Raw genomic sequence first — 25,689 nt, forward strand, 5'->3', positions numbered from 1 at the left:
GAGGATGTTATAGTGTTATATGATTATTTGATTGTTGGTTCTGGGTTTTTTGGATCGGTTTTTGCTTATGAGGTGGGTAAGTTAGGGAAGAGTTGCTTGGTTATTGAGAAAAGGGATCATGTTGGGGGGAATGTTTTTACTGAAAATTTGAATGGTATTAATGTTCATAAATATGGTGCTCATATTTTCCATACTAATGATAAAGAAGTTTGGGACTATTTAAATCAATTTGCTGAGTTTAATAGATATACAAATTCTCCAGTAGCTATTTATAAAGATGAATTATATAATCTTCCTTTTAATATGAATACTTTCTATAAGATGTGGGGTTGTAAGACTCCTGAAGAAGCTAAAAAAATAATTGAAAAACAAAGAAATAATGAGAATGTTCAAAATCCGAAGAATTTAGAAGAACAAGCTATTAATCTTGTTGGAAGAGATATTTATGCAAAATTAGTTAAAGGCTACACTGAGAAACAATGGGGTAAAAAATGTAGTGAACTTCCCTCTTTTATTATAAAACGACTTCCTGTTAGATTCACATATGATAATAACTATTTTAATGATAAATATCAGGGAATACCAATTGGAGGATACACACAAATAATAGAAAAACTATTAAAAAATGTGAAAGTTAAATTAAACACGAATTTTTTCACAGATAGGGAAAAGTGGGAGAATATAGCTAATAAAATTGTCTACACTGGAATGATTGATAAATATTATGGTTACTGTTATGGTAAACTTGAATATAGATCTTTAAAATTCGAATCTGAAATAAAAAATATTGAAAACTTCCAAGGAAATGCAGTTATAAACTATACTGAAAATAAAATTCCTTATACACGAATAATTGAACACAAACACTTTGAAAACACAAAAACAAATAAAACAATCATAACAAAAGAATATCCAATTAAATATAAAGAAAATGAAGAACCATACTACCCTATAAACGATGATAAAAACTCTAAAATTTACAAAAAATATGAAAAATTAGCTAAAAATGAAGAAAACATAATTTTCGGAGGAAGATTAGCAAAATACAAATACTACGACATGTGGGAAACAATAAAAGAAGCTCTAAAAACAGCAAAAAATGAAATAAACTAATATTAATTTTACTATAATTTAGTATAATTTGTAGTATAGTTATTGTTCATAATCTTTATGAAATTTATATATTTATAATGCTAGTATTACAATTAAAAGACTATATAATACTAATTTTTTGCACTGATTCTATAATGTATTGATTAACTTATAGAGAATAATGATTTTTATATATGAAAATATATACTCTATTTATGAATAATCATTTAGGTTTTAAAAAATCAGATAATATTACAGAATCAAAGGATATTAAGAAATCAAGTCCTATTGAAAATTTTCATGAAATAATCAATCAATACCTTTTAAAAGAAAAAGAAACTTCAAATATCAAATATAGAAAAGAACTTTTAAAAATGGTTAATGAGTATATAATCAAAACTGATGATGGATCATATACAATAAACTCTCCAGATTTTGATGGAAAAGTTGAAAGTATGCATAACTCAAATGGTGCTATTACAGAATCATTCGAAAAATTTGTCAAACCATTTAAACATAGCTATATTCAAAATAATTTAATAGAAAATGGTAGTGATTTAGAGAGTTTTCATAATTTTCATAATTTTTCTTATGAAAAAGATATAGCTATCTTAGATATATGTAGTGGTTTAGGATATAACTCATCAGCTATTATTGAAGAATTTTTGAAAAATAAGGGAGATAATGGGGTTCTTTCTATTGATATGGTAGAAATTTCTATTGAAACATTAGCTATGGGTCTTTTAATACCTTCTCCTATAAAGAGTCATAATTTTATTAAAAAGGCAATTGAATCTAAGCTTATTGATGAGGATTTTGCAAAACTAGAAATTGAAAATTCAAAAATCCCTGAAAATGTTGATATTAATATTTTCTGTGAAGATGCTCGTAAAACTGTAAAGAATTTAAAAGATAACACTTATGATGCAATTTTTTTAGATCCTTATTCACCAGCTATGGCTCCTGAATTGTGTACTGTTGAATTTTTTGAGGAGTTAAAAAGGATTATTAAAGACAATGGTATTATAGCTACTTATACTTTAGCTGCAGGAGTTCGTTTTGCTTTTGTTGAAGCTGGTTTTTATATTGGTGAAGGCCCTGTTTTTGGTAGAAAATCTGGTGGAACAATAGCTTCTTTAGATATTAATAATATTTCTAAAAATATTCCTATTAATGATGAGAGAACAATAGCTTTATCTGATGCAGGAATTCCTTTTCGTGATCCAAATTTAGACTTTGATAGTGAGAAAATTCTTGAAAATAGGAATAAAGAGCGATCATTAGCTAGACACAATTACAAAATCTCTTCAGCTGTTCAAACTCCAATATTTTTTGGGGAGGATGTTTCTGATGAAAAGTTAAAAAGAAGAATTCTTAGGAATTTTAATAAGGTGAATATTCCAGATTTAAAATCAAAAGAAGCAATTTATATTATAGAAACTCAACAATATCATGATAAAAAACCTACTATTAATTTTAATTCAAAAGATAGAATTATTAAAATGAATAAGAGACTTTTAAAGGTCGTTAATAATGAATTTTATAAATAATAGATTTTAGACTTTTTATTTTTAATTTATTAAATTTTAATTTCATTCTAATATATTTTTTGGTATTATTTCTATTATAGTAAATAATTTTTTGTTCATTAAAATAATTTTTTAATTTAAATCTATTTTTACTCTTTAAACTCATTATTGTGGCTTTATTTTAGTAATATTTATATATGTTTATTGTAAATATGATTATTTAAATAGTAAGAATTTTTATAATATTTTAATGAGTTTTTAAGGATATAAAATTAAATAATTCTTATTTAAATAATCCTTATTTAAATAATCCTTGCTTAAAATAAGGATTATTATAATCCTTATCTAAATAATACTTATGTATAATTATTATAATAAAATCAGAATATCTAATCATGATATAACAAATAATGTTAGGATATTATAATAATTTTAATATAATTTATTAGAATATAATTAGATTTAAAATAATCTTCGTGATTAAATTATTATGAATACTTATTTATAGTATAATGTACTTAAAATAATAGATTATTAATATTTTAAATATTATAATCTAGTTTATAATTATAATATTACTTTATAAATTTTTATAATAGGCTATAAATTATAGTACTTTAAAGTTATAGAAGTTTTAACTATTTATTTAATTTATTTAATATGTTTAATTTAAATAATTTATAATTGAATGGTATAAATAATTTAAAATAATCTAACAAATAAAATACTTCAAAATATTTTTAAGTATTTTAAAACCATATATTAAAAATAATATAATGAATATTGATTTGGAGGAATTATCATTTTTGAAATTAAATATAAAGATAGTAGAGGGAGAGTTGGTTTGCTCAAAACAAAACATGGAACTGTTAAAACTCCTGCTTTAATGCCAGTTATTCATCCAAAAAAACAAAAAATTGATGTTAAAAAGTTTGATACAGAAATTGTAATTACAAATGCTTATTTAGTATATAAAGACGAAGAATTAAGAGAAAAAGCTTTATCTGAAGGGATTCATAAACTAATTAACTTTGATGGTCCTGTCATGACTGATTCTGGTTCATTTCAGCTTTCGGTTTATGGAGATGTTGATATAAGTAATAAAGAAGTTATTGAGTTTCAAGAAGCTATTAAAACAGATATTGGCACTTCTCTTGATATTCCAACTGCTCCTTATGAAACAATAGAAAAAACTAAAGAAGATTTAAAAATAACTCTAGAGAGAGCTAAAGAAGCTGTTGAATATAAAGAAGCTAAAAATATGGAGATGCTTTTAAATTCAGTTGTTCAAGGTTCAACTTATCCTGAACTTAGATCCTATTGTGCAGATGAACTTTCAAAGTTAAATGCAGATTTATATCCTATAGGTGCGGTTGTACCTTTAATGGAGAATTACAAGTATAGAGATTTAGTGGATGTTGTTATGTCTTCTGTATCTCACCTTCCAGATTCTACTCCTCGTCATCTTATGGGTGCAGGTCATCCAATGCTTTTTGCATTAGCTGTAGCTATGGGTTGTGATTTATTTGATTCTGCAGCTTATATTTTATATGCTGAAGATGATAGGTTTTTAACCACACGTGGAACTTATAAACTTGAAAATTTGCAAGAAATGCCATGTTCATGTGAAATTTGTAATAACTATACTCCTGATGATTTGAGGGCTATGGAAAAAGAAGAGAGAACAAAACTCATAGCTGAACATAATTTAAATGTTAGTTTTGCAGAATTAAGAGTTGTTAGACAAGCTATCATTGATGGAGATTTGATGGAGTTAGTTGAAGAACGATGTAGAGTTCATCCAATGCTTTTAGATGCTTGTAGACAGTTAGATAAATATACTGATGATTTAGAAATTTATGATCCAAGGATTAAAAAATCTGCATTTTTTTATACAGGTTCTGAATCTTTAAGACGACCTGAAGTTACAAGACACTTAAATAAACTTAAAAATATGGATAAAAAGAGAGATTTGGTTATTTTGCCTAAATCTAGAAAACCATACTCAAAATATATTAATAAATCTGATTTTGGTGATTTTTATACTTATGGTAGTGAAAGAGATTTAGATTTAGATAACACTGATTTTATGGTTTTAGATGTTCCATTCTGTCTTATACCTTTAGACATTGATGAAGTTTATCCTTTGTCTCAGAATGAATCTCCTAAAATAAATGATATTGATTCTATAGAGTTTATAGAGAATTTTATTTCTGAATTTATAGAGTATTATGATCAAACATTGATTAGTTCTAAAATAATTGACCTCTTAGGTATTGGTCTTTATAATATTCATCCTGATTCAGATAATGTAAAATTTATAAAGGATGATGAAAGAAAGGTTAAAGCTATAGCTGATTATCAATTTGGTAATGGTGTAGGGGAATTTCTCTTTGAAGGGAATCTTAAAATCGAGAAAAGTAAAAAGACTGGAAAGATTAGACATATTTATTCTAACGGCACCCTTATAGCTAATATGAGAGCTTCTGATTCGTTTTTTGTTTTAGCTAAAGAAGGAGCAAAAAGATTACATAGTTTTAAAGCGTTTCCTGAAAATAGGGTCGTTGTAAATAAAGATTCAGAACCTTTTGCTCGTGAAGGTAAAAGTGTTTTCTCTAAATTTGTACTTGATTGTGATATTAATATTAGATCTAAAGATGAAGTTTTAATAGTTAATGAAGATGATGAATTATTAGCTTTTGGTAAGGCTTTATTAAATCATAATGAGATAATGGATTTTAGTACAGGTCAAGCTATAAAAACAAGAAAAGGATTTGGAAATATAGTTTCATAATCCTCTTTCTATTATTTAATTATTTTAAAATTTACTTTGTTTTGTTTTATTTTATTCTTTGAAATTTGTTTCTTTGAAATTTTTTGACTTTTATTAACTATTAACCCATAATAATTTTTTTCTATTTTGTTTGATATTATTTTATTCTTTGGGGATTGTTTTAAAATATTTAGGCCATATTTATGTTTTGATATTGAATTTTTTCTGAGAATATTGTTTTTGCTTTTATAAGTGTATACTCCATAACCTTTTTGTATTGAGTTTCCTGTGATTTTGTTAGATTGTATTGTGTTGCTATTTCCTTTTAAGTTTATTCCATAGTTCTTTGGTTTTTTTATATTATTACTTAATATTTTATTTTTATTTCCATTAACTTTTATTGCAAGGTTTCCTTTAACAATTTTATTGTTATAAATAAAGTTTTTGGATCCATTTGATACTATTTGATTGTTATTACTGTTTAAATTATTATAAATTATTTTATTATTGTTTCCATTAACACTTATTCCTTTTTTACTGTATTTAATATTATTACTTTTAATATTATTTTCATTGCCTTTTATTGTTATTCCATTTTTATTTTGTGTTATAATATTTCCTATTAATTGATTATTAATGCCATTACTGTATATTCCATATTGAGTGTTGTTTAATTGATTTTTATTTATTAGTGAATTGGATGCTTTATTAACAATTCCATATCTACTATTACTTATTTTATTATTCAGTATCTTGGATTTATCTGATACTTTAATACCGGTATTGGCTTTGTTAATATTGTTATATGATATTTGATTGTTATTACCTTTGCTATTTATTGCTATAAACCCACCATTAATAATATTATTGCTTATTTGATTGTTGGAACCATTATTAATAATTCCATTTTGATTGTCTGTTAAAGTTAATTTGTTATAACTAATAATAGCTTTATTGCCTTGATTTTCTATTATACATCGATTTTCTATTATAAAATTACTATTTTTATCTTTATTCTTGTTGTTATATAAATTATTATTTTTAATAATAGTATATTGTCCTTTATTGATTATATAACCATTTAATTCATTTTTAATAATTTGATTATTGTTTCCAATTATTTCAAGTTTATAATAATTAGAATTAGTAGTTTTAGCTTCTGTTATTCCGGTTATGTTATTATCATTACCCTTTATAATGATTGTAAAAAAATTGTTAAAAATAGTACCATTAATTGAGATATTCCTAATTTTTGAGTTATTTTCATTATAATCTATATAAAAATGATTATTTGAAATATCACTAGAATTATTACTATTGTTTATAAAAATTCCATGATTATTAATATTATAAATAGTATTATTAATAATAGTTAAAGGAACATCGGAATAAATTAGTAAATTGTATGCTTTTTTGGAATTTTCAAAATATGAGTTAATTATATCAAATTTGTCTTCTTGATTGTATATGGCACTACCATAACTATTTGCAGTGTTGTTTTTAAACTTTGAATTGATTAAAAATTGATTCCCTCCAAATTTGTATATAGCTCCTCCATAATTTGCACTATTGTTTGTGAAATTAGAATTAATTATAGTTTGAACAAAACCTATTTGTATGAAAGCACCTCCACCTTCGGTTGCAGTATTATTTATGAAGTTAGAATTGGTTATAGTTTGATTACTATAATGGTTAAAAATAGCTCCCCCATAACTTGCAGTGTTATTTGTAAAGTTAGAATTGTTTATAATTTGATTACCATAGATATAAATGATAGCTCCTCCATGAAATCCAGTATTATATCTGAAATTAGAGTTATTTATATCTTGAATACCTCTATAGTGATATATAGCCCCTCCTCCATAACTTGCAGTGTTATTAATAAAGTTAGAGTTACTTATAGTTTGACTGCCATCTTGATTATAAATAGAAGCTCCATTTGTTGCATAATTATTTAAAAATGTACAGTTTATTATAATTAGATTTCCCTCATTGTATATTGCTCCACCATTATTTCCATTAAAGTTTTGTAGTATAAGATTGATTAGTGTTAAATCTCCCTTATTACTTATAAAACTAGTTATATTTGAACCATCAATAATTGCTTTATTATTAGTATCATTACTTGTTATAGTAATATTTTTACTTTTGGCTATTTGGATTCCTGTGTTATTTTCACCTGTGTATTTTCCACCACTTAATTTAATTATATCATTAGCATCTATAGTATTTTTAATACCCCCTTCAGTGGTATTTGTAATTTCAACTGTAGTTGCCATACTTGAGTTTACTACTAATGATAAACATATTATTAAAAATGTTAAGATACTGATTCTAATTAATTTTTTTGAAATAATTCTACCCCCAATAATTAAATTGTATTTATAAAAGATCCTTTTAAATAGTTTTTAAATAGCTTTGCATAAAAATATTATTGCATATTATTACATATCGATTTTTTTAATGTTCTAAATATATTTTTATTTAATGTTTATATTTTTATTTATGATTATTTAAATTTTTTATTAATCTATTTTTAATTAAACATTAAAATAATAATGAAATATAATAAATTATTTGATTTAAATCATAAATAAGATATGAAATTATATTCATAATGAAATTTATTTTTAATAATTATAAAAATTTTTTATCTTTATAAAATTAAGAAATCTTTGATTTTTTAATAATATGAAAATAATCAATATAATTAATAAAATAATATAAAAAATAGTAAAAATAAAAAACACTATAATTACCATAAATAACATAAAAGCAACATAGAAATAGTATAAAAGTAATATAAAATTAATATAAAATTTTAATGATAAGCTTAATAATAAATTTAATAAGGAATTAATGATAAATTTAATAGTGTATTAATAAAAAAATTATTGGAGAAATAATGAATTTAAATAATGATCTAACAAAAGAAAAACTTTTGAAAAAACTTAACTATTGGTATGAAAATGCTCGTTTTGAAAAGGTAATAGATAAAGTATTAGAAATTCCTAAAGAAGATAGGGATTATGAAACAACTTCTTACTTAATAAGAGCATATAATAGTGTTAACAAATTCCAATCAGCTATTAGAGAACTTAATTTAATTAAAGATAAAGGTGAATCTGATCCTTTTTGGCACTTTAGATTAGGTTATGCTTATTTGAATATTGAAAATTTTGATGATGCTTTAAAAGAGTTTGAAACTGCTCATAAACTAGATGAAAATAATGAAACTATAAAAAATCATTTTGAAGCTCTTAAAATTAACCTATTTCTTGGTAAAAATTTCTTAGAAGATGAAAAGAATACTTAACAAATAAATAGCACACTCATCTGAATTTTTATTATCTAAATTTAACTTATCTGAATTCTTATCATCTGAATTTTAATTATTTGAATCTTTATTATCTAAATCTTATTCTTTCATTGATTTATCTTAAGAGGTGTTTTTATATTAAGAATTGAAGATTTCATTGAAGGTAGTTATTCTTCATTTGAAGCTGAAATAAATCTATGGAAAAAAGAAGTGGAATTGTTTATTAATACTTCAGGAAATCATCATATTTCAGAAGATCTTTTTGAAGATATAATTAAAATAATAAGTTTTGTCGATGAAAATAAAAGTATAATCCAAGAAACTTTATTTAAGGATGATATTTTAGAGTTAGCTGAAAATATTACTAGTTCAGCTACTTTTTTAGAATGTTCTTCTGATGAGTGTTATATGTTAGATGATGGTTCTAAAGTACACTTTCCAATAACAAAGGATGATTTTTTTAATAGTTTATATATTGAATCATTAACTATTAATTTCAATAAGGATAACTATTCTTTTATAGAGCTCATTTTATTAAATAATCCTGATTATTTTAATGGTAGCTATTTTATAATAAATATTGATGAGAATAACAACATTGAATTCATAGGATCGAAAGACTGACTATAATATTATAGAGTTATAGATTAAAGAATTTAATTATTTTTATTTAATTAGTTTTGTTTAAGTAATTTTTGTTAGTTATTCTTTATTTAGTTTCTTTATTTAGTTATTTTTGAAGTATTGATTATTTTTATTATCTTAATAACTATTTATTTTAATAATCTTTTTTTTTTAATTACCATTTTAGTAAAATTATCATTTTATTAAATTAATTATCACAAAAAAGACTTTATATAAATAAATATTTAAAATATAAATAAAGTATAATAAAATATATTAAATTCAAAATAATATAAGTATTTAATAAATTTAATAAAATTTTAAATTTAATAAAATTAATATAATTATTTAATAAAAATTCTTAAAATAAATAATTTCAATATTTTTAATTATCAATGTCTTATATAAAATTTAATATTTATTCAAAAATTAAAGATTTCTTAATTTTATAAAAATAAGAATTTTTATAATTATTGAAAATTAATAATTATTTAGAATTTTTATAAATAAAAAATTTATTAAATAATTCAATGACTTAAGGAAGATATTTATGATACCTGGAATGAATCCAAAACAAATGAAGCAAATGGAAAGACAAATGAAAAAGATGGGAATGGAAATGAAAGACCTTCCTGATGTTAAAGAAGTTATCATTCGATTTGAAGATAAAGAACTTGTTATTCCTGATGCTGAAGTAAATCTTATGAATGTTATGGGTCAAGAAACCTATCAAGTTACTGGTACTGCTGTTGAAGTTGAAATAGATGCTGAAATTGTTATTCCTGATGAAGACATAGAGATGGTTGCAAATCAAGCTGGGGTAAGTAAAGTAGATGCTGAAGAGGCCCTAATATCTACTAATGGCGATTTAGCAGAAGCTATTTTAAAACTAAGTCAATAAATTTATTAGAAGATTCCTATAAACTATTAGAAGATTCCTATAAATTTTTTATAAGCTTCTTACAAACTTCACAAAAATATTTTAGTATAAATAGTGAAAAATATGCCAGATTCAAATGAAAATTCTTCAAATTCTGAAACTGTAATAGCTCATATATCTGATTTGCATGTTAGCAATAATGCATTTGATGATGAGATATTCCTAGAGGTTGTAAATCAGATTAATGACTTATGTCCTGATATGGTGATTGTTACTGGAGATCTTACTGACCATGGATATTATTCTGAATTTTTAAAAGCTAAAGAATATCTTTCTATGATTCAATTTCCATTGTTTGCTGTTCCTGGAAATCATGATGCTCGTAATGTTGGATATGAAATTTTTGAAGAGTTAATTGGGGAACGTAGTTGGGTTTTAACTAAAGATGAAGATTTGACTGTAATTGGTATGGATAGTAGTGGACCAGATATTGATAGGGGGCATATTGGTAGACCTCAACAATTATGGATGGAAAATGAGTTAAATAAATCTTTGAAGAACTCTAATTTTTCTATTGTAGCTATGCACCATCATGTAATTCCAGTTCCAAAAACTGGAAGAGAAAGAAATGTTTTATCAGATGCAGGAGATATTTTACAGAGTCTTATAGATCATGATGTTAATATGGTTATCTGTGGACATAAGCATGTTCCTCACCTTTGGAGAATGGAAAATACATTATTTGTAAATGCAGGTTCAGTTTCATCTATTAAATTAAGAGGTAAGGATAAAAACTCTTATAATACTTATCATATTCGCTCTGATCATATCGACGTTATTTTAAACAATATCAATGATGAAAAAATATTTTTAGGAAAATTTAATAGAATATAATCTTTTTATAGTTTTTACTTTTTATAATTTTTTATAATTTTTATATTTTAATAAATTCTTTTATAATGTTTCTTTGATTTTATTTAATTAAATTTATTTAATTTTGATTTTATTTTTTATTTTAATTAATTTAATCAATTTAATTAGTCTTATAAGACTAATTTATTTTGTTTTTTAAGATATTTAGTAGTAAAATTTAAATATATGTTTAACTATTATATTATTATCGTAAACATTATTGGAAATTATCTCTATTGGAATTTCATTTAATATAATTCATACTTAATAATAATCAATTTTAATAATAATCGATTTTTGGTGATAAATTGAAAGTTATCATAGATGCATCTAATGTAGCCCATTTTGGTAAAGGAAATGATTCAAGTCCTAAGTTAGCTAATATTCTTTCTGCAGTGAAAGCATTAGAAGATAAAGGGTATGATTTTGTTATTATGGCTGATGCTTCTCTTAAACACGAAATTGATGATAAAGAAAAGTATGTTCATTTACTTGATGAAGAAGCTATTGAAGAAGTTCCAGCAGGTAACAATGCAGATCATTTTATTCTTGAGTTAGCTGAAGAAGAAAATGCAAAGATTCTCTCAAATGATCTTTTCAGAGAGTTTAATGATGAATTCAAAGATATACAAAGTAGGAGATTGCCATTTTCCTTTGATGGTGAAAAAATAACTATTGGAGAATCTAAAAAACCAAAAAAGGATAAAAATATTCTTCAGCATATATGTAATGATATTCTTTTATCTATTGAAAGTAAACGATGGGAAGTTTATAAAGGAAAGGAAGGAATTGAATTTAGCCCATTAAACATAGCTAAAGAGTCCATAATCCGAATGGATAAGTCTCAGCAAGATGGAGTAGGTAATAAAATTGAGGGCTTATTTTCTAAGCTTCCTATGTTTGATAAGGTTATGGATATGGTGGAAGATGTTGAAACATCGGCACCTTATGTTATTTTTGTTTTAGTTCATCCTAAGGATTATAAGGAAGCTGTTAAGAGTGCAGGTAATATTTCTGTTACTATTGCTGACAGGCTAAGACTCGATAAAAGGCCACTTATTGCTGTTAGAAATGATCTTTTCATGAAACCAGGTACATTTGAGCTTAATATTCTTTATTCTGATGAAGTTGAAGAGGAAGCTCCTTTTAACGTTGAAATTAAAATTAATTCTCATGATGAGGTTTTTATAAAGAAAAATTCTCGAAACATAGCAAGTACTGTAGCTGGAAGAATGGGATCTTGGAAATTTCCGTTTGTTGCTGTTAAACCAGATATTATTTTAGAAAAACCTGGGGAATTTGAGACTTATTTGGATAAAAATGAGAAATATGGGAAAAAGGAAGATAAATAATTATTAGATATTTAATCTAAATATGATAATCTATAAGATTAATAATATATAAGATAAATAATCTATTTTAATAAACTCAATTTAAATTTATACTACTTAAATATTAAGGTATACTACTTAAAAATATTAAGGGGGCAATAAATGGCTGATCATGGACTTACTAGATATATATTTAAACTTTTAACTAAGCATGAAATCATTAGTATTGGCACTAAATATTATCCAACAACTCCCTTAGAAATTGAATATGTTGAAATGTTTAATTTCACTCAAACTATGCTCATGGAGCTTGAAAAAGCAGAAATTACAACTGATAGTATTTTTTACAACCTATTGCGTGATGTTGGTGAAGAAAATATTCCTGAAAACCATCATTTTTATGAGTTAAAACCTGCTGAAAATAAAATTGAGGAATTTGCTCTTGTAAGTAATATTATAATGGGTAGTGACCGTTATCTTTATGTTGAGCTTTCTAATTCAAGTTTAATTATAAATGAATTTTCTAATATTATAATGGAAGAAAAAGGAGAGATTGTAGAGCAAAGTTCTACTGAAATTGTTTCGAAACTTCTTTCTAAAAATGATGCTATTAGAGTAGCTATTAAATTAGTTGGAATGGGTCTTGATAATGGTATTAATGTTCGTGCTGCTGTTGGAATGACTGGTGCTGCAGCTATAGAACGTTCAATTAATCTTACTAAAGAAGTTGGTGAGGTTTCAGGTGTTGGTTTTACTAAATTAGGTGGAGAATATGCACTTGTTTTTGATTCTAATTTTTTAAAGTCTTCTGCTACGACTCCAGAACTTCAAAATTATCTTTTTATAGATGTAATTGATTCTACTAAGTTTATTAATGATTATGGTAGGGATAAATTAGTTGAATTAATGACTGGTGTTAAAAATTTCATGGAAATTGAATGTAATGGAAAAATTGAAGGATATAGAGAAGGTGGAGATGATTTAATTGCTCGATTCCCAAGTAAAGATTTAGCTATTCGAGCAGGTCTTGATACTGCATGGTATATTCTTAATAATGGTGCTAAGATTAGAGCAGGTATAGGAAAAAGTAGAAGAGAAGCAGGAGAGAGAGCTCAACTTGCCGATGAAGTTCAAATATCAAATCCTTTGTCTTTAGTTGTCTTTGATCTTGCTAATGGTCTTTATGCTTATTATATTCCTTCAGAATTTTTTAGAACTGTTATAAATTTACTATTAAATAAAAGAGCTAAGTTAATTGGAATTTTTATTTTAGTATTCATCCTTGTTTACTTCATGACTATTTTAGGTTATTGGGAATATAGTTTTGTAATAGTCATTTTAGCAGCTTTATATGCTTTAGCTTCTTAACTAAACTAAAAATTTTATTTATCTATAAAAATAGTATTCTATTTATAAATTTATTATTTTAATTCTATTTATAAAATTATTATTTATAAAATTAGTACTCGTTTATAATAGTATGTTGATATTGTAAAAATAGTTTTTAGGTTTTTTATTATAATTCTTCTTCGCTTCTTCTTTTAGCTTCAAGAAGTAGCTTTGTAACTTCTTTTGACCTAGCTCCTTTGTCTAATCTCCAATTAATTGATGCATTTTCATCTAACCAATTAGCTAAGTCTTTTGGAAGAGATATATTCATTCTTGACTTTTCTGATAATTTCCAGATTCTGTCAACTTCTTCTTTATTTACCATTATAAATACATTATCTTTTTTCTATATATATTTTTTTTGGTTTATTTTAGGTTTTATTCTTTTATTTATATTTTTATATATTTGTGTATATTTTTATATTTTTATATATAATTCATATATAAATTTTTATTTATCTATATAAATAATTTTATGTGTATGTGTGTATGTAATCATTTATTTACCAATTATTTTTATTAAAATAGATATCTTTAAAAATCTTATTAGTTACAGTCTTTTTATCATTTATATTAATTATAAAGATTTTAATTTTAATTTACTATTTTTAAATACTTTTATTAGGTTTTTATATCATATTTAGAATTTTTATTTGAAAATCAAATTATTTAAATTTAAAATTTTATTTTTGTACATTTGTGTACACACATACACACATAATAAATTATATATATGGTTATCAATATATGATAAAATTGCATTGTTGATATTAAGTAACATGTTCTTTTATAAAACAACATGTTGCTTAATGTTTCTTTAAATAGAATCATCAATTTTGTAGTAAAATTGTCTGTGATTCATTATTGAATCTTATAATTATGGTTTCTTATAATTATGGCTATATGATTATATTTGTTACTATAATTATGATTATATCTATGACTTTTTACTCAAATTTATAGACTGAAATAAAAATGGACTTATCAAATTACTCATAATTGAAAATAAATATTAATATGAGAGCAAATACAAACAAGTATATTTTTATTTTAGTTTATTATCTATCAAATGATTAATTCAGTATGTTTAGAAATCAGTAAATAGACAAATCATTAAAAATCATAAAATAAACAAAATAAACAATTCTTCATTTATTATGAGAAAATCATAAGGGTAATTAAAGATCATACGAATGATTAAGATTGTTTATGAATTAGTTGGCGGATGTTTCAATTTCAAAAATCAATTTGCAATTGAAAATAGTATTTAAATCTTTAAGGGTGGATTTATATACTTTTCAAATTCATTGGTGTGGCTCAATGATTTAAGACTTATATTATACGACTTATATAATGGAGGAAGTATGAGTTCTAAAAACAATGATGGGAAGATAGTAATAGCTTTAATAATCTCATTGATAGCATTTGGATTAGGGTCTGGTATTGGAATTGCTGTTGGTATATCTGGAGATAGTTTTAATTCATCAGATGCTCATGAACCAGTTAATACTACTATTGATGTAACTAACAATATTAGTCAAGATAATCCTAATTATAATATGGACGCATATCCTTTTGAGGAAAATAATCTATCTTCTGATTCAAATTCATCAAATTCAGGAGTTTATTACTCTGAAGAGGATTTAGTAAAAAATAATAGTCATAGTATAACAATAGGTTAAATTTTTAAAAAATAGTAGTTAACCCCACAAAACTAGCTTGCTTTAGGTATTCTTAACCTATTTTTATACACTTTTTAAATTAAAAACTTATTATAGTGTTTATTTATTTAAACCTTTATTTGAAATATTCCTTTATTTAAAATTTTATGTTATATTTTTACTAATCATGCTTGCTAGTGTTCTGCTATTTTAACTTTAAAATTATCTATTCCTCTTTAAGCATTGTTCGTATTAGTATTGTTTATATTATTGTCTTTTAAGTATTTTTCATAGTATTATCTTTTAAATATTATTTATATAATTTAAAATTAGCTATATAATTTAAAATTAGTTATATAATATAAAATTACAATAAATTATAAATTATCAACATTTTTTTATTAGATATTTGATGTTAATTATGTAATTTATAATGGATATATACAAATATTAGATATAACAAATAAATTTATTAACAAATAGATTTATGAAGACTTTATTAAATTAATTTTATCAGGTGTATAATGATAACAAAAAAAGATATACATAAGGATTTTACAGAAAAAATAAAGGTAATAGATGGAGGAATATGTGCTGTTTCTAAAGTTGAGGTAGCTGGTGTTCGAGATGGAAAATATGGTGTTTCTATCATAGTCTGTAAAAATTCTGATGTTGTGGGTGTTTTTACTTCTAACAAAGTTATTGCAGCCCCTGTTGAATACACTAAGAATACAATTGAAAATGGAAAGTTGTCTGCAATTATAGCTAATAGTGGAAATGCTAATTGTTTTACAGGTGATCAAGGAGTATTTGACTGTGAAACTACTGTTGAAATTGTTTCAAAAATTTTTGAAATTCCTAAAACTGAAATTGCAATTGCTTCAACTGGTGTAATTGGTCGAAAAATGCCAATGGATATTATCCTTCGATTAATTAACCAAACTAGCGAAGTTCTTGAAAATTCAAATAATGCTTCTATAAATGCTGCAAAAGCAATAATGACAACTGATACTGTTTATAAACAAGCATCTGTTGAAGTTACATTAGAAAATAATCAAAAAGTTAAAATTGGTGGAATTTGTAAAGGTACTGGTATGATTGCTCCAAATATGGGGACAATGTTATGCTTTATAGCTACAGATGCTATTGCTGATCAGAAAACCTTAAAAGAATCTTTAAAAAAAGCAGTTGATGATAGTTTTAATATGGTTATTGTTGATGGAGATGAAAGTACTAATGATACAGTTCTTTTATTTGCAAATGGAGAATCTAAAAATAGTATTTTAGTAAATAAAGTAAATGATTCAAATATAGATAAAAATTTTCAAGAAGGATTAAATGTTCTTTGTAAAGATTTAGCTAAACAGATGGCAAAAGATGGTGAAGGTGCAACTAAATTTATTGAAGTGGAAGTTAGAGGAGCTAAATCAAAATCTGATGCTCAAATAGCATCTAAATCAGTTGTTAAATCACCACTTGTTAAAAGTGCAGTTTTTGGTGGAGATCCTAATTGGGGTAGAATTGTTGCTGCTGTAGGATATTCTGGAGCTCACATAGATCCTGATGATATTACTATTGCAATATCTTCCAATGATAATCTTGTTGACTTGGTACTTGATGGTGAAATTTTAGCTTTTGAAGGAACAGATAATCTTGAGAATGCAGAGTCGATTATGAAGGAAAAATCAATAAAAATTATCATTGATTTAAAGAATGGAAAATATAATGCTATAGCTTATGGCTGTGATTTAACTTATGATTATGTTAAAATTAATGCAGAGTATACTACTTGAATTTAATTTATGAAAAATGTTTATTTAATTAAATAGATTATCATTTTAATTTTTAATAATAAAAAATTAAATAATTAAAAGGTAGGATGAAATATATGCTTTCAAATAAAGTAAATTTAAAAGATATGAAAAAAACTGGAAAAAACTCTTCTATTTATGGTACTAGGTATGTTTCGGAACCTATTCCTAAATTTGAAATTCCTGATGATGGTATGCCTTCTAAAGCAGCGTACCAATTGATTAATGATGAGTTAAATCTTGATGGTAATCCTAATTTAAACCTTGCAAGTTTTGTAACCACTTGGATGGAGCCAGAAGCAGATATGCTTATTAATCAGACTAATGGGAAGAATTTTGTTGATAATGATGAGTATCCTCAAACTGAGATTATTCAAAATAGGGTAATAAATATGTTGGCAAGACTGTTTAATGCTCCAAAAGATTGTGATTTTCTTGGTACTAGTACCATTGGTTCATCTGAAGCTATAATGTTGGGAGTTCTTGCTCATAAATGGACTTGGAGAGAAACTAGGAAGGCTGAAGGTAAAGATTGTTCTAATCCCAATATTGTTATGGGTGCTGATGTTCATGTTGTTTGGGAGAAGTTTGCCAAATATTTTGATGTTGAACTTAGGATGGTTCCAATGGAAAAAGGCGAATATACGTTAACTGCTGATAAAGTTAAAGAAAATATTGATGAAAATACTATTGCTGTTGGTGTAGTTCTTGGAACAACTTTCACTGGTCAAATTGACCAAATACAAGAGATTAATGATCTTTTAGTTAATGTTAAAGAAGAAAAAGGTTGGGACATTCCAATTCATGTTGATGGTGCAAGTGGTGCTTTTATAATTCCTTTCCTTGATCCTGATTTTAAATGGGATTTCAGACTTTCTCATGTTAGGTCTATTAATGTTTCTGGACATAAATATGGGCTTGTTTATCCTGGTGTTGGTTGGTTAATTTTTAAAGATAAAAAATATCTTTCAGAAGATTTGATTTTTGAGGTTAATTATTTAGGTGGTATTATTCCAACCTTTAATCTTAATTTCTCAAAAGGAAGTAGTATGATTATTGCACAATACTATAATCTTCTAAGACTTGGAAAACAAGGATATTCGGGTATTATGAACAATTTAATGGAAACAGCTACTTATCTTGCAAACACTCTTAAAAATACTGGATATTTTAAATTGTTAGATGAAGAGTTAGTTTTACCAATATTAGCTATAAAACTTGATAATTTAGATGATCTTGATGGTGCAGATAATCTTACTGTTTTTGATATTTCTAGAAAACTTCGTGAAAGAGGATGGCTAGTTCCAGCATATACTTTACCAGCTAATGCTGAAGATATCGCAGTTTTAAGAATTGTTATAAAAGAGAATTTCACAAGAGATATGGCTGATCTTTTAGTTGAAGATTTGAATAATATTTTTGATGGATATAAAAAAGATTCAAAGGATGATCCAGAAAAAGAACCATCCATTAATATATTTTAACTTTTTATATCTAATTTATTCTTTTTAATAAATTTATTCTTTTAATAAATTTATATATTTAAATAAGCTTAGTTATTATCTTTAAACAAACTTAGTATTTTAAGATAACTTTATAGTTTTAAATAAGTTTAATTTTTAAATAAGTTTAAATTATTTATTAATATTTCTAGTAATATTTCTAGTAATATTTTTAGTAATATTTTTATATTATGATCTTTTTATAATAATTTGTTGTGAAAGATATGTCAGAGGAACTGAATAATAAACCAAATAAGGCGAATCTTCTTATTGAAGCATTACCTTATATAAAAGAATTTCATCATAAAAAAATCATGATAAAGTATGGTGGTCATGCTATGATCGATGAAGAAGCTATGAACTCTACATCTAGAGATACAGTTTTACTTAAATATGTAGGCATGGAACCAATTGTTGTTCATGGTGGAGGTCCTGAAATTACTCGTTCTATGAATAAAATGGGTAAAGAGCCTAGATTTATTAAGGGGCTTCGTATTACTGATGAAGAGACTATGGATATTGTCACAATGGTTTTAGTTGGTAAAATTAGTACCGAAATTGTTTCTAAAATTGGTATTCATGGTGGAAAAGCTTCTGGTATTTCAGGAAAAGATAGTCAATTAATTGTAGCTTCTAAAAAAGCTCCTCATAGAATAACAGATGAAGAAACAGGTGAGGAACATGAAATTGATTTAGGTCTAGTTGGTCAAATTGACTCTTTAAATACTGAAATTGTACAAATGTTCACTGATAATGATTATATTCCAGTCATATCTCCTATTGGTGTAGATGATAATGGAAATACATTAAATCTTAATGCAGATACTGTTGCTGGAGAAGTAGCTAGTAAAATGAACTCTGAAAAATTAATAATTTTAACCGATGTTCCAGGTGTACTTAAAGATCCTAATGATCCTAAATCATTAATTAAAAAGATTAAAGTAGATGAAGTTGATGATTTAATTAAGGATGGAACTATAAGTGGAGGTATGATTCCTAAGATAGAAACTTGTGTTAAGGCTATTGAAGGAGGAGTAAAATCTGCTCATATTATAGATGGTAGAGTTAAACATTCTCTACTTCTTGAAATATTTACTACAAAAGGTATTGGAACTATGATTACATTGTAGCTTTATTACTCTTCTCATTATAACTTTATAGAGTTCTATTATTACTCTTATTATTTTTTCTATTATTAATTCTTATTAATATTTATTTAAATTATTTTTTATAATTATTAGTTATATTATATTTATTATTATAATCGTTAATATTAATATTTTATTACTATTATTATTACTATTATTTTTATTATTATTTTTATTTATTAATTTACTTAGGTACTTTCAAGCAATTTTTACTAATTGCATTGTTTTTTAAATTATACTTTCCAATTCTTTTTTAATAGCCATAGTAACATCAGATGTTTTTGAATTTCCTCCTAAATCAGGAGTAGCTATTTTTTTTGATTTTAAAACATTTTCAACAGCTTTATTAATTTGTTTAGAATAAAAATCTTCTTTTAAAAATTCTAACATCATACTTATAGATAGTATCATGGCTATTGGGTTAGCTAATCCTTTTCCTTCAATATCTGGGGCAGAGCCATGAACTGGTTCAAATAAACCATTTTTATCTCCTATATTGGCTGAAGGTGATAGTCCAAGACCACCAACTAATCCTGCTCCTTCATCAGATAATATGTCTCCATAAAGGTTACTTGTTACTATTATATCAAATTCTTGTGGTTTTGTTATTAAATACATTGCAGTTGCATCTATATAATAATCATTAGCTTTTATATCAGGGTGTTTTGCTGAATATTTTTCTGCTACTTTGTAAAATGATTCTTTAAATATACCATCAGTTTTTTTTAGTATATTTTCTTTATGAACACAAGTAATTTTTTTTCTATTGTTTTTTATCGCTGTTTTATATGCAAATTCACATATTTTTGTACTTGCATTTTTAGTTATCACTCGTTTAGCTATTGTTTTTGTGATTTTACTATTTTTTTTATTTTCTTCCTCTTTTTCAAAAGACTCTATTTGAGAGTATAAGCCTTCTGTATTTTCCCTAATTATTAAAAAATCAATATTATTAAATAGTGAATTTACTCCTTCAAATGTTTTTATAGGTCTTAAATTAGCAAATACATCGAGTTCTTTTCTAAGCGTTATAATTGGGCTTTTTTCACTTGGTGTAGAAGTAATAGCTCCAAATAAAGTAGCTGCACTTTTTTTAGCATTTTTTATAGTTTCTTCAGGTATTGTTGTACCACAGTTTTGAAAACATTCAAATCCAGCTTTTGATTCGATAAAATCATAATTTAAGTCTAAAGATTCTAAAATAGTTAAACCTGCTTCCATAACTTCTTTTCCTACTCCATCCCCAGCTATAGTTGTTACCTTTTTCATAGATTATCTCTCGATTAAGATTATTGTTATTGGTGTTTTTAGTTAATATAACTTAATTAAATATAATATTTAATTAATATAACTTAATTAATATAATTTAATTAATAATTTAATAATATTTTTTTTAATTGATGTTTTTATTGGTATTAGTTTTAAATTTATAATTTTTGATTTATTTATTGTTAAATTTATTGATTTAGTTAAATATTTATCTTATGAATAATATAATTTACACTATAGGTTATATTTTTAATTTTTTATGTTTTCAATGTTTTGAATTCATATTTAAATAATTAAAAGTATTAAAATATAGTTCGTATTATGTCAAAGTATTTATATTATGTATTATATATCTAATATTAAGATTAAATTATTATAATTTATATAGATTATATAGAAATTTATAAAAATTTCCAATTAGAATAAAATGATAATAAAATTTAATGGAAATAAAGTTTATAAAATGATAGGAGTTATTGTTATGGAAAAAACTATAAAACAACTTATTGAGGATTTGAATGATGATGATGAATTTGTTCAAGAAGAAGCACTTGGAATTCTTGAATTTAGATCTGAAGAGTCTCTTGATCCTCTTATTGAAGCTTTATCTACTAAAGGTACAAATAAAAATATAAAAATGTCTTCTGCAAAACTATTGGGTGTTATAAGTGATGAAAAAGCTATTGATCCACTTATAGCTACTTTAAAAGATAATAATAAGCTTGTTAGAAGAGAAGCTTCAACTGCACTAAGTCGTATGGGTGATAAAGCTGTTGATCCTTTGATAGCTATTCTTGATGATGAAGATTGGAGAGTTAGAGGGGCTGCTGCATGGGCTTTAGGCAAAATAGGAGATAAAAATGCTATTGATCCTTTGAAATCACTCCTTGATGATGATAGTGGATTTGTAAGAACTGGTGCTAAGTTTGCTTTAGATAATATCGAAGAGTAATTGGTATTTTATATCTTTATTAAAATAGGTAATATACTATCTTTATTAAAAATAATATTTTTATTAAAATAACCGATATAAAATAGCTAATATTTTATATATTTATTAAAATAATCAATACATTATATTATTATAAAACATATTGTATTATTATATAATATTATTAAAGCTTTAATAACTTTATTTTTCATTATTTTTTGTTTTTATTTTTAATATTTTCTTTTTATTTTTATAAGAGATTTTAGATTTTATTTTTAACTATTATTTAATTATTTTTATTAATAATTATAAATAATTATAAAAAGTAATAAAATTAGTTTTTGTTGAAAAATAAAAATAATATATTATTTATTAATTTTTTTAAACAATTTCAAAAAAAAATCTATTCTTTGATGTAATTTTTCAGAAAAATTAACTAATCGGAAAGATATTTCCGGTAAATTTATATATGATAAAAGCTATATTAATACTGCTGATAATTATCCATAAATATATTCTGTATTAATATTCCTTATTATCTATTAATTGTAATTTTATTGTAATTTTTAATTATTAGATTTTAATTTTTAATTGTTATATTATTTTTATATTACTAAAATCTGTATGCAAATGTTTTTTTATTTAAATGATAAAATTTAATTTAAATATTAATTCTAATCTAAATCTAGATAATAAAAAGCTATTGATATATATCAAAAGCTATTGATATATGAAAAGCTAAATGATATATAAATAATAATGAAAATTTAAATTTGATTAATAATTAAAGGAATATTAAGGAATAGTATTATGATTAAAATAGGAGTATTGAATCTACAAGGTGCAGTTAGTGAACATGTTGAAATGACATTGAAAGCTATTGAAAACATGGGTAAAAATAATGAAATTGTAACTGAAGTAGTTAGATATGCTAATGAAGTAGCAGAATGTAATGGAATTATAATTTCTGGAGGAGAAAGTACAGTTATTGGTAAGCTTATTAAAGAAAGAGGAATTGATAAAGTAATCATTGAAAATAAGATTCCTGTATTTGGAACTTGTGCTGGTATGGTTCTTCTTTCTAAAAAAACAGACTATGATCAGGATATTCTTGGTATTATGGACATTGAAGTTAAAAGAAATTCTTTTGGAAGACAAAGAGATTCTTTTGAGAATGAAATTAATATCTTCAATTATTCTTATCCTGGAGTTTTTATAAGAGCTCCTTCTGTTTCGAGTATTCTTAATGGAAATAAAAATGAGAGTTCTAATATTAAAAATCAGGTTCAAATACTTTCTGTCCTTGATTCAAATATCATAGCTGTTAAACAAGGAAATAACATAGCTATGTCTTTCCATCCTGAATTAACAGATGATACAAGATTACATGAGTATTATCTGAATCAGATTTTAGAGTTAAATAATGATAATTAAATAATGATAATAATTTTTAAATAGTGATTCTTAAAAAATAATTTTTAAATTAATATATAAATTAATAAATTTTTAAATATTAATTTTTAATTTAAATATCAATTTTTTAAATATTAATAATAACAGGGGTGATTTCATGTGTGGGATAGCCGGAATTGTTTATAAAGATAAAAAATTACATAATGTTGGAGCTGATATGACTAAAATGTTACATGCTCTTCAGCACAGAGGACCAGATTCTGCAGGTTTTGCAATCTATGGTGGAATGGGTCTTGAAGATAACGAATATATATTAAATATACAAGTAGCTGATAAAAAAGGTTTACTTCATACTGTTCAAGATGCTATTAATGTTAAAACTCCTATTAAAGAAGATGAAATCATACCTTCTGTTGAGGATTCTTTTATTTACAAATGTAAAATAGCCCTTGATGATTTTCATGATTTAAAACCTTTAATCACTAGTATTGATAATATTGGATCTGGTAATAAGGGTATTAATGGTTATTCTGTTGCTAATGCAGATAATGATGTGATAGTATTAAATGGAAGTCATTCTTTCCAAATGATAAAAGATGTTGGGTCTGTTTATGAGATTGCAGAGCGTTATGATACTCGTGATGTAAAAGGGACACATGCGATTGGTCACACTAGGTTTTCTACTGAAAGTAATGTTGATAGGTATCATGCTCACCCATTTCAGACTTATATTGTAAAAGATATTACTGTTGTTCATAATGGTCAAATTACGAATTATTGGAAAGTTAGAGATCCTTTAGAGAGAAAAGGTCATAAATTTGAAACTAATAATGATACTGAATGTCTTGTTCATTATATAGCCGATAAATTAGATACTGGTTATTCTCTTGAAGAAGCTTTAGAACAATCTGTTGAAGATATGGATGGTCCTTTTTCTTATATTATTGGAACTCCTAATGGTATTGGAATAGCTAAAGATAAATTAGGTTTACGTCCTGGAATAATGGCTGAAAATGATGATGTTTTTGCTATTGCTTCTGAAGAAATAGCTCTCCATGAAGTTATGGATACTCAAGAAGTTGAACAGATTTCTCCTGGGGAAGTTAGGGTTTATGAGATTTAATCGGAGTTGTTATTTATGGATTCAAACAATTTAACTAACGATAATTTAACTAAAGATTCTAATAATAATATTGATGAAAATAGTATTAATAGAAATGGTATTAATGGAAATAATATCAATAAAAAAGATATCAGTAAAAATAAGGTTTTTGAGCTAGATTTTTCATCAATGACTCCAAGGGAAGCTAATCAAAAGATAAAAGGATTGTCTACTAAATGTAATAAAATTTTAATTAAAAATCCTAATGCAATGCATTATCTTGTAGCAGGACTTACTGAAAAAGCTTATATTGAAGTTGAGGGTTCTGCTGGTTATTTTGCAGGAACTATGTTAGATAAAGCTCAACTTATCATTCATGGTAATGCTGGCTGGTTTGTTGGTGATAACATGACTGGTGGAGAGATTATTGTAGATGGTTCTGCTGGTGATGGTGCTGGTCAAGGAATTTATGATGGTACTCTTGTTGTTAAAAATAGTGCAGGATCTCGTACTGGCGAGATAATGAAAGGAGGCACTGTTGTTGTTGGCGGTGATTCTGGTTTCATGACTGGTATTTTTATGATGGGTGGCCGTATTATTATCTTAGGTGATGTTGGTGAAGATGCTGGTGAATCTATTATTAGAGGAGCTATATATGTTAAAGGTTCTGTTGAAAGTTTAGGTCAAAATGCTAAGTTATTAAATATCTCTAAAGAGGATTTAGATGAACTTAAGACTACTTTGAGTAGCTATGATTTTGATTTATCTGATGAAGATTATAAAAAGTTTAGAAAAATAGTTCCTAAAAGTAAACGTCCTTTTTATGGTAATGATGAAGAAGAAGATTGTTACTGTGATTAATAACCTTAATAGAAATCATTGTATTTGTTAGAATATTATATTCGTTGAAATATTATATATATTGGAATATTGTATTCTCTGTAATAATGTATATTATTGGAATATTTTACTTGGATAGACTGTTGTATTTGTTATAATATTT

20 protein-coding genes are annotated in these 25,689 nt (G+C 24.7%); 17 read left to right on the forward strand and 3 right to left on the reverse strand.

The window, feature by feature from the left end; all coding sequences use genetic code 11:
- The first annotated feature begins 12 nt into the window (after nucleotides 1-12).
- From glf to tgtA, 3 genes are all read left to right on the forward strand, one after another.
- Nucleotides 13-1,113 carry a UDP-galactopyranose mutase gene (gene glf, locus MarbSA_RS10045; RefSeq protein ID WP_221061550.1) on the forward strand — a complete coding sequence of 367 codons (1,101 nt, stop codon included), beginning with the start codon at nucleotides 13-15 and terminating at the stop codon, nucleotides 1,111-1,113.
- A 173-nt stretch (nucleotides 1,114-1,286) separates the two neighbouring features.
- On the forward strand, nucleotides 1,287-2,642 hold the full coding sequence (locus MarbSA_RS10050; protein ID WP_244987874.1) for an MnmC family methyltransferase: 1,356 nt from the start codon (nucleotides 1,287-1,289) through the stop codon (nucleotides 2,640-2,642).
- 781 nt (nucleotides 2,643-3,423) lie between these two features.
- Nucleotides 3,424-5,415: a tRNA guanosine(15) transglycosylase TgtA gene (gene tgtA / locus MarbSA_RS10055; RefSeq protein WP_221062097.1), complete on the forward strand. Its 1,992-nt coding sequence runs from the start codon at nucleotides 3,424-3,426 to the stop codon at nucleotides 5,413-5,415.
- Nucleotides 5,416-5,426: 11 nt separating this feature from the next.
- On the opposite strand, the gene MarbSA_RS10060 is transcribed toward tgtA, so the two are convergent.
- Entirely contained in the window at nucleotides 5,427-7,673 is a 2,247-nt protein-coding gene (locus MarbSA_RS10060) for a right-handed parallel beta-helix repeat-containing protein (protein ID WP_221061551.1), read from the reverse strand.
- A gap of 626 nt (nucleotides 7,674-8,299) precedes the next feature.
- On the opposite strand from MarbSA_RS10060, the gene MarbSA_RS10065 reads away from it, so the two are divergent.
- The 6 genes from MarbSA_RS10065 to MarbSA_RS10090 all read left to right on the forward strand — a co-directional run bounded on the left by MarbSA_RS10065 (nucleotide 8,300) and on the right by MarbSA_RS10090 (nucleotide 13,828).
- Nucleotides 8,300-8,710, forward strand: a complete 411-nt coding sequence (locus MarbSA_RS10065; protein WP_042703669.1) for a tetratricopeptide repeat protein — start codon at nucleotides 8,300-8,302, stop codon at nucleotides 8,708-8,710.
- 219 nt (nucleotides 8,711-8,929) lie between these two features.
- Entirely contained in the window at nucleotides 8,930-9,337 is a 408-nt protein-coding gene (locus MarbSA_RS10070) for a hypothetical protein (RefSeq protein ID WP_054835891.1), read from the forward strand.
- Between the two features lie 550 nt (nucleotides 9,338-9,887).
- Nucleotides 9,888-10,238 (forward strand): nascent polypeptide-associated complex protein, encoded by a 351-nt coding sequence (locus MarbSA_RS10075; RefSeq protein ID WP_221061552.1) that lies wholly within the window; start codon nucleotides 9,888-9,890, stop codon nucleotides 10,236-10,238.
- A 102-nt stretch (nucleotides 10,239-10,340) separates the two neighbouring features.
- Nucleotides 10,341-11,111 (forward strand): metallophosphoesterase family protein, encoded by a 771-nt coding sequence (locus MarbSA_RS10080; RefSeq protein WP_042703672.1) that lies wholly within the window; start codon nucleotides 10,341-10,343, stop codon nucleotides 11,109-11,111.
- A 326-nt stretch (nucleotides 11,112-11,437) separates the two neighbouring features.
- A complete protein-coding gene (locus tag MarbSA_RS10085) occupies nucleotides 11,438-12,481 on the forward strand; it encodes an NYN domain-containing protein (protein ID WP_221061553.1) in 1,044 nt (347 codons plus the stop codon).
- 141 nt (nucleotides 12,482-12,622) lie between these two features.
- Complete coding sequence (locus tag MarbSA_RS10090) at nucleotides 12,623-13,828, forward strand: hypothetical protein (protein ID WP_054835620.1); 1,206 nt, start codon at nucleotides 12,623-12,625, stop codon at nucleotides 13,826-13,828.
- A gap of 148 nt (nucleotides 13,829-13,976) precedes the next feature.
- Here the strand turns inward: MarbSA_RS10090 and MarbSA_RS10095 are convergent, their stop codons facing one another.
- Complete coding sequence (locus MarbSA_RS10095) at nucleotides 13,977-14,174, reverse strand: hypothetical protein (protein ID WP_042703676.1); 198 nt, start codon at nucleotides 14,172-14,174, stop codon at nucleotides 13,977-13,979.
- Between the two features lie 1,039 nt (nucleotides 14,175-15,213).
- On the opposite strand from MarbSA_RS10095, the gene MarbSA_RS10100 reads away from it, so the two are divergent.
- From MarbSA_RS10100 to argB, 4 genes are all read left to right on the forward strand, one after another.
- Nucleotides 15,214-15,531, forward strand: a complete 318-nt coding sequence (locus tag MarbSA_RS10100; protein ID WP_054835871.1) for a hypothetical protein — start codon at nucleotides 15,214-15,216, stop codon at nucleotides 15,529-15,531.
- A gap of 503 nt (nucleotides 15,532-16,034) precedes the next feature.
- Nucleotides 16,035-17,303, forward strand: a complete 1,269-nt coding sequence (gene argJ, locus MarbSA_RS10105; RefSeq protein WP_221061554.1) for a bifunctional ornithine acetyltransferase/N-acetylglutamate synthase — start codon at nucleotides 16,035-16,037, stop codon at nucleotides 17,301-17,303.
- A gap of 95 nt (nucleotides 17,304-17,398) precedes the next feature.
- Complete coding sequence (gene gad / locus MarbSA_RS10110; RefSeq protein ID WP_054835468.1) at nucleotides 17,399-18,805, forward strand: glutamate decarboxylase; 1,407 nt, start codon at nucleotides 17,399-17,401, stop codon at nucleotides 18,803-18,805.
- Between the two features lie 242 nt (nucleotides 18,806-19,047).
- The gene (gene argB, locus MarbSA_RS10115) at nucleotides 19,048-19,953 is read left to right on the forward strand and encodes an acetylglutamate kinase (protein WP_221061555.1); all 906 of its coding nucleotides are present in this window, start codon (nucleotides 19,048-19,050) and stop codon (nucleotides 19,951-19,953) included.
- Between the two features lie 246 nt (nucleotides 19,954-20,199).
- Here the strand turns inward: argB and aksF are convergent, their stop codons facing one another.
- Nucleotides 20,200-21,240 (reverse strand): homoisocitrate dehydrogenase, encoded by a 1,041-nt coding sequence (gene aksF / locus MarbSA_RS10120; protein ID WP_221061556.1) that lies wholly within the window; start codon nucleotides 21,238-21,240, stop codon nucleotides 20,200-20,202.
- Between the two features lie 481 nt (nucleotides 21,241-21,721).
- Between aksF and MarbSA_RS10125 the strand changes: the two genes are divergently transcribed.
- The 4 genes from MarbSA_RS10125 (at nucleotide 21,722) to MarbSA_RS10140 (ending at nucleotide 25,547) form a co-directional block, all read left to right on the forward strand.
- A complete protein-coding gene (locus MarbSA_RS10125) occupies nucleotides 21,722-22,192 on the forward strand; it encodes a HEAT repeat domain-containing protein (protein ID WP_054835958.1) in 471 nt (156 codons plus the stop codon).
- A 789-nt stretch (nucleotides 22,193-22,981) separates the two neighbouring features.
- Nucleotides 22,982-23,605, forward strand: a complete 624-nt coding sequence (gene pdxT, locus MarbSA_RS10130; RefSeq protein WP_042703684.1) for a pyridoxal 5'-phosphate synthase glutaminase subunit PdxT — start codon at nucleotides 22,982-22,984, stop codon at nucleotides 23,603-23,605.
- Nucleotides 23,606-23,741: 136 nt separating this feature from the next.
- Nucleotides 23,742-24,707 (forward strand): class II glutamine amidotransferase domain-containing protein, encoded by a 966-nt coding sequence (locus MarbSA_RS10135; RefSeq protein WP_221061557.1) that lies wholly within the window; start codon nucleotides 23,742-23,744, stop codon nucleotides 24,705-24,707.
- Between the two features lie 168 nt (nucleotides 24,708-24,875).
- Complete coding sequence (locus MarbSA_RS10140; RefSeq protein ID WP_054835479.1) at nucleotides 24,876-25,547, forward strand: GltB/FmdC/FwdC-like GXGXG domain-containing protein; 672 nt, start codon at nucleotides 24,876-24,878, stop codon at nucleotides 25,545-25,547.
- Nucleotides 25,548-25,689 lie beyond the last annotated feature (142 nt).

Origin of the sequence: Methanobrevibacter arboriphilus, from assembly GCF_019669925.1 — an archaeon.
GTDB classification, from domain to species: domain Archaea; phylum Methanobacteriota; class Methanobacteria; order Methanobacteriales; family Methanobacteriaceae; genus Methanobinarius; species Methanobinarius arboriphilus_A.

Excerpts from the sequence above, each read along its gene's own strand:
- MarbSA_RS10125 (WP_054835958.1), top strand. The coding sequence starts at position 21,722 with ATGGAAAAAACTATAAAACAACTTATTGAGGATTTGAATGATGATGAT.
- MarbSA_RS10065 (WP_042703669.1), top strand. The coding sequence starts at position 8,300 with ATGAATTTAAATAATGATCTAACAAAAGAAAAACTTTTGAAAAAACTT.
- MarbSA_RS10095 (WP_042703676.1), bottom strand. The coding sequence starts at position 14,174 with ATGGTAAATAAAGAAGAAGTTGACAGAATCTGGAAATTATCAGAAAAG.
- MarbSA_RS10050 (WP_244987874.1), top strand. The coding sequence starts at position 1,287 with ATGAAAATATATACTCTATTTATGAATAATCATTTAGGTTTTAAAAAA.
- pdxT (WP_042703684.1), top strand. The coding sequence starts at position 22,982 with ATGATTAAAATAGGAGTATTGAATCTACAAGGTGCAGTTAGTGAACAT.
- MarbSA_RS10140 (WP_054835479.1), top strand. The coding sequence starts at position 24,876 with ATGACTCCAAGGGAAGCTAATCAAAAGATAAAAGGATTGTCTACTAAA.
- MarbSA_RS10075 (WP_221061552.1), top strand. The coding sequence starts at position 9,888 with ATGATACCTGGAATGAATCCAAAACAAATGAAGCAAATGGAAAGACAA.
- MarbSA_RS10060 (WP_221061551.1), bottom strand. The coding sequence starts at position 7,673 with ATGGCAACTACAGTTGAAATTACAAATACCACTGAAGGGGGTATTAAA.
- aksF (WP_221061556.1), bottom strand. The coding sequence starts at position 21,240 with ATGAAAAAGGTAACAACTATAGCTGGGGATGGAGTAGGAAAAGAAGTT.
- MarbSA_RS10090 (WP_054835620.1), top strand. The coding sequence starts at position 12,623 with ATGGCTGATCATGGACTTACTAGATATATATTTAAACTTTTAACTAAG.
- gad (WP_054835468.1), top strand. The coding sequence starts at position 17,399 with ATGCTTTCAAATAAAGTAAATTTAAAAGATATGAAAAAAACTGGAAAA.
- MarbSA_RS10135 (WP_221061557.1), top strand. The coding sequence starts at position 23,742 with ATGTGTGGGATAGCCGGAATTGTTTATAAAGATAAAAAATTACATAAT.
- MarbSA_RS10100 (WP_054835871.1), top strand. The coding sequence starts at position 15,214 with ATGAGTTCTAAAAACAATGATGGGAAGATAGTAATAGCTTTAATAATC.
- MarbSA_RS10080 (WP_042703672.1), top strand. The coding sequence starts at position 10,341 with ATGCCAGATTCAAATGAAAATTCTTCAAATTCTGAAACTGTAATAGCT.
- argB (WP_221061555.1), top strand. The coding sequence starts at position 19,048 with ATGTCAGAGGAACTGAATAATAAACCAAATAAGGCGAATCTTCTTATT.
- argJ (WP_221061554.1), top strand. The coding sequence starts at position 16,035 with ATGATAACAAAAAAAGATATACATAAGGATTTTACAGAAAAAATAAAG.